The sequence below is a fragment of the Paracoccus sp. (in: a-proteobacteria) genome, from assembly GCF_046462195.1.
In the GTDB taxonomy this organism is placed as follows: domain Bacteria; phylum Pseudomonadota; class Alphaproteobacteria; order Rhodobacterales; family Rhodobacteraceae; genus Paracoccus.
Window position 1 is genome coordinate 1 of sequence record NZ_JBKGUN010000163.1, and the last position, 4846, is coordinate 4846.

Genomic DNA, 4846 nt, shown 5'->3' on the forward strand with positions numbered 1-4846 from the left:
CGCTCAGCGTGGTGATCGGGGTTCTTGGGCTGCAGCTGTGGGATCGCTTTGCCGTGGTCATGCGCGCCTCGACCTTGCAAATCCGCGGCCGTGAGTTCGTGGCGGCGGCGCGCGCGGTCGGCTGCTCGACGCCACGCATCCTGCTGTCCGAGATCATGCCCAACATCGTCAACAACCTGATCGTGGTCGTTACGCTGGAGATGGCGCACGCGATCCTGCTGGAGGCTGCCCTGTCCTTCCTGGGGGTTGGCGTGCAGCCACCCACGCCTAGCTGGGGATTGATGGTGTCCGAGGGTAAGAACATGATGCTGTTCGAGCCGTGGCTGGTCCTGATACCGGGTGCCGTGCTGTTCGTGCTGGTGCTGGCGATCAACCTTATGGGCGACGGGCTGCGCGATGTCACCGCTCCCGAGAACCGCAATTGATGAGGTCTCCGATGAACGACGCCCCCCTCCTGTCGGTCCGCGGCCTGACGTTGGATATTCCCACCTCCGGCGGTACGCTTCACGCCGTGCGCGGCATCGACTTTGACCTGAAACGCGGAGAGACGCTATGCATTGTGGGCGAGTCCGGGTCGGGCAAGTCCCTCACCTCGCTTGCTCTGATGGGGTTGCTGGCTCCCAAGATCCGCCGCAAGGCTGTCCGGATGACCTTTGACGGCACTGATCTGCAGAAAGCCTCACGGCGGCAGTTGCGCCAGTTGCGGGGCGACCGGATGTCGATGATCTTCCAAGAGCCGATGACCTCGCTGAACCCGGCCTATACGATCGGAGACCAGCTGACCGAGACGCTGTTGCTGCACAAGAGGGTCAGCCGCGCGCAGGCTCGCGCCCGCGCTGTCGAGTTGCTGGAAAAGGTAGGCATCACCGCCGCGGAAAGCCGTCTGTCGCAGTATCCGCACCAGCTGTCGGGCGGCTTGCGCCAGCGCGTGATGATCGCAATGGCTTTGATGTGCGAGCCGGAACTGATCATCACCGACGAGCCCACCACGGCGCTGGATGTGACCATTCAGGCGCAGATCCTGCGGCTGCTGGTGGATCTGCAGCGCGAGATGAACATGGCGCTGATCCTGATCACCCATGATCTGGGCGTGGTGGCCCGTGTCGCCGACAAGGTTGCTGTCATGTATGCGGGCGAGCTGGTCGAGACAGGACCTGCCACCGCCATCTTCCGCAACCCTGCACATCCTTATACGCGCGGGCTGATCAACTGCATTCCTGTTCCCGGACGCAACGAGCGTGGCGCGCGGCTTGGGACTATCCCCGGTATTGTCCCGTCGCTGGTGGGTGAGGTCATAGGCTGTCCGTTCCGCGGACGGTGTGACCAGCGTGTTGGGATCTGCGACACTTCAGCCCCGCTGCGCCGGCTGCCGGACGGACACGAATTCCGCTGCGTCCATCCGGACGGACATCGCCACGAAGAGGTGACGGCATGACGAACAACCCTGTTCTGGAGCTTAAGAACGTCTCCAAGACCTACACCATCAAGCAGGGGTTGTTCGGCAAGCCAAAGCCTTTGCGCGCGTTGAACGATGTATCGCTCAACCTGCAGCGCGGCGAAGTGCTGGGACTGGTGGGGGAGTCCGGTTGCGGCAAGTCCACCCTTGCCAAGATCCTGCTGGGACTGGAGGCCCCGAGCAAGGGACAGGTTCTGGTCGACGGCCAGGCGCTGGCGGGACAGGACCGGATCGCGCTGTCGCGCCGCATCCAGCCGATCTTCCAGGACCCCTACTCCTCGCTGAACCCGCGCAAGAGCATCGAGGACATCATCACCCTGCCTCTCCGCGTCCACGGCATCGGCGACAGCGCCAGCCGTGACCGGGAGCTGCACAAGATGCTGGACATCGTCGGTCTTCCCGCGCGCGTTGCCCGCAGCTATCCCAGCCAGATGTCCGGCGGCCAGCGACAGCGTGTCGCCATCGCGCGGGCCCTCATCATGAAGCCCGAGATCGTCATCTGCGATGAGCCGACCTCGGCGCTGGATGTCTCGGTTCAGTCGCAGATCCTGAACCTGCTGGCCGACCTGCGGGCCGAGTTCGGCCTGACCTACCTGTTCATCAGTCACAACCTCGCCGTGGTCGAGCATCTCGCGACGCGTGTGGCCGTGATGTATCTCGGCCGCATCGTGGAGGAAGCTGACGTCGCCACCCTGTTCGAAACAGCGCGCCACCCCTACTCGCAGGCGTTGCTTGCCTCCGTTCTGACGCCTGACCCTGACATGGGAGTGCCGGACACGCAGCTTGGCGCGGCCTATCCCAACCCGATCGCCCCGCCTTCCGGGTGCGCCTTCCATCCGCGCTGCGCCAAGGTGATGCCGCATTGTCCCCAGATCGCACCTTGGCCAGTGCCAACATCCGACGGGCATGTCGAGTGTCACCTTTATGACCAGCAGCCCTTTCAGGCCGCCAGCTGAGGGACCACTCATGATGTCATCACTGTCGCGCACACAGGTCGTGCGCAAGTCCGTAAGAGGAACCTCACGGGGCGTGGTCGCGGCCCAGAACTCGCGCGCAGCTCTGGTCGGCGCGGAGGTTCTGGCAGCCGGCGGCAATGCGGTCGATGCGGCCGTTGCCGTGTCCTTCGCCATCGGAGTGCTGGAGCCTTGGATGAGTGGCCCCGCCGGCGGCGGCGCAATGATGCTTTGGCACGCCGAGGCCGCGCGTGCCGAAGCGGTCTTCTATGGCATGCGTGCGCCGGGTGCCCTGGATCCGGCTGATTACCCGCTGGCAGGTACGGGCAAGGCCGGCGATTTGTTCCCTTGGGACACGGTCAAGGATGACCGCAACCTTCGCGGCGCGACCGCAGTCGCAGTGCCGGGCGTCGTGGATGGCATTGGGCAGGCTCATGCCCGTTATGGCCGCATGCCGTGGCGTGATCTGCTGGGACCAGCCGTCGAGTTGGCACGAGAAGGGCTGCAGGTCGATTGGTATGCGGCGCTGATGATCGCCTCGGCCACACGTGGACTGGCCGCCGATCCGGACGCAGCGGCCCTCTTTCTGGAAGATGGGCAGTGGCCTCCTGTGGCCGGTTGGACCAGCACCGTCGCCAAGACCTTGCCGATGGATGCCATGGTCACAACCTTGGCCGAACTGGCTGCCAAAGGCGCACGAGAGTTCTATGATGGCGACGTGGGTGCGGCGCTGGTGGCAGACGTACAGGCCAAGGGTGGCAGCCTAAACCATGACGACCTGCGCGCCTACCAAGCCAAGCTTCAAACGCCGCTCAGCTTCTCGCGCGGGCAGGCGACGTTCCATGTCACGCCGCGTCTGACAGCCGGACCTACCTTTCGCGATGTTCTGACTATGCTGCCCCCGCTGACAGGTCAGCCCGGTGGAACTGCGTTCGTCGCCTATGCCGATGCGCTGCGGGATGCCTATGCCAAACGGCTGGAAGGGATGGGGGACGATGGCGAGTCTCCGTCGCAGCCCGGCTGCACCACACATTTCTCGATCGTTGACCTCGATGGGAACATGGTGTCAATGACGCAGACGTTGCTGTCGGCCTTTGGCGCGCATGTGGTCTCTCCGTCCACAGGGCTGCTGCTGAACAACGGCATCATGTGGTTCGACCCCGTACCCGGACGTGCGAATTCCTTGGCACCCGGAAAGCGCTGCCTGATGAACGTCTGCCCGGTCATCGGCGAGGTAGGCGATCGCCGCTTTGCCTTCGGTGCCTCGGGCGGACGCAAGATTGTCGGGGCGGTGGCACAGCTGTCTTCCTTTGTCGCCGATTTCGGCATGGATCTGGAAGGCGCCTTTCATCACGGGCGCATCGACATGTCCGGCGGCGATGCTGTCACGGCCGACGATGCACTGCCCGAAGCCGTCCATGCGGCGCTGGCGGAACATCATCCGACGACGCGCTTTCGCCGCACCGTCTTTCCTTATGCCTTTGCCTGCCCGGCCGGTGTGATGCGCGACGGCGTCACGAACACTGGCTGTACCGAGATCATGTCGCCCTGGGGCGACGCCATTGCCGAACCGGAGTTCCATTCATGACCCGTGATGCCGCCCTTGCCGCCGCTGAACGCTATTTCGACAGCGGGGCGTTCCAGACCGAGCTTGCATCTCTGGTAGAATATCCCACCGAAAGCCAGAATCCGGATCAGCGGCCTGAACTTTATCGGTACCTTGAGCAGGCCATGCTGCCACGCCTCGAGGCTCTGGAGTTCGTCTGCGCGATCCACGACAACCCCGACCCCCGAGGTGGGCCGCTGCTGGTGGGTAAGCGCATCGAGGACCCTGCCCTGACCACGGTCCTGACCTATGGGCACGGCGACGTCATCCGCGCCCAGACCAATCAGTGGCGTCAAGGGCTTCATCCCTTTCGGCTGATCGAGGAAGGCGACCGCCTCTATGGTCGCGGCACGGCGGACAACAAGGTGCAGCATCTCATCAACATCGCGGGGCTGGAGGCCGTCATCAGCGCGCGCGGCAAGCTGGGCTTCAACGTCAAGATCGTGATCGAGATGTCGGAGGAGACCGGCTCCTCGGGCCTGCCCGAGTTCTTCGAGGCACACAAGCATGATCTGGCTGCGGATGTCCTGATCGCGTCCGACGGCCCTCGGCTTCAGCCCGACGTGCCGACGATCTTCATGGGATCGCGCGGTGGCGTGACCTTTGATCTGCTTTTGGACCTGCGGAACGGAGCTCACCACTCCGGCAACTGGGGCGGCCTTCTGGCGGATCCCGTGATGATCCTTGCCCATGCGCTGACCACGATCTGTGACCGGCGCGGACAAATCAGGATTCGGGAATGGCGCCCCGACAGCCTGACACCGCCTGTCCGCGAGGCCCTGAAGGGGTTGCCCATCGAGGACCTGAACGGCCCTTCCGTCGATCATGACT

5 protein-coding genes are annotated in these 4846 nt (G+C 64.1%); all 5 read left to right on the forward strand.

What is annotated here, in order from left to right; translation table 11 throughout:
- Positions 1–425, forward strand: a 425-nt coding sequence (locus ACLHHB_RS10535; protein ID WP_410218241.1) for an ABC transporter permease, incomplete at its 5' end; no start/stop codon positions are given.
- Positions 426–436: 11 nt separating this feature from the next.
- Positions 437–1435, forward strand: a complete 999-nt coding sequence (locus ACLHHB_RS10540) for an ABC transporter ATP-binding protein (protein ID WP_410218242.1) — start codon at positions 437–439, stop codon at positions 1433–1435.
- Positions 1432–2412, forward strand: coding sequence for an ABC transporter ATP-binding protein (locus tag ACLHHB_RS10545; protein WP_410218243.1), 981 nt, complete (start codon positions 1432–1434; stop codon positions 2410–2412). Before ACLHHB_RS10540 ends, ACLHHB_RS10545 begins: the two co-directional genes overlap by 4 nt.
- Before the next feature lie 10 nt (positions 2413–2422).
- Entirely contained in the window at positions 2423–3997 is a 1575-nt protein-coding gene (locus ACLHHB_RS10550; protein WP_410218244.1) for a gamma-glutamyltransferase, read from the forward strand.
- A partial coding sequence (locus ACLHHB_RS10555; protein ID WP_410218245.1) for a M20/M25/M40 family metallo-hydrolase occupies positions 3994–4846 on the forward strand: 853 nt, incomplete at its 3' end. The genes ACLHHB_RS10550 and ACLHHB_RS10555, both read left to right, overlap by 4 nt.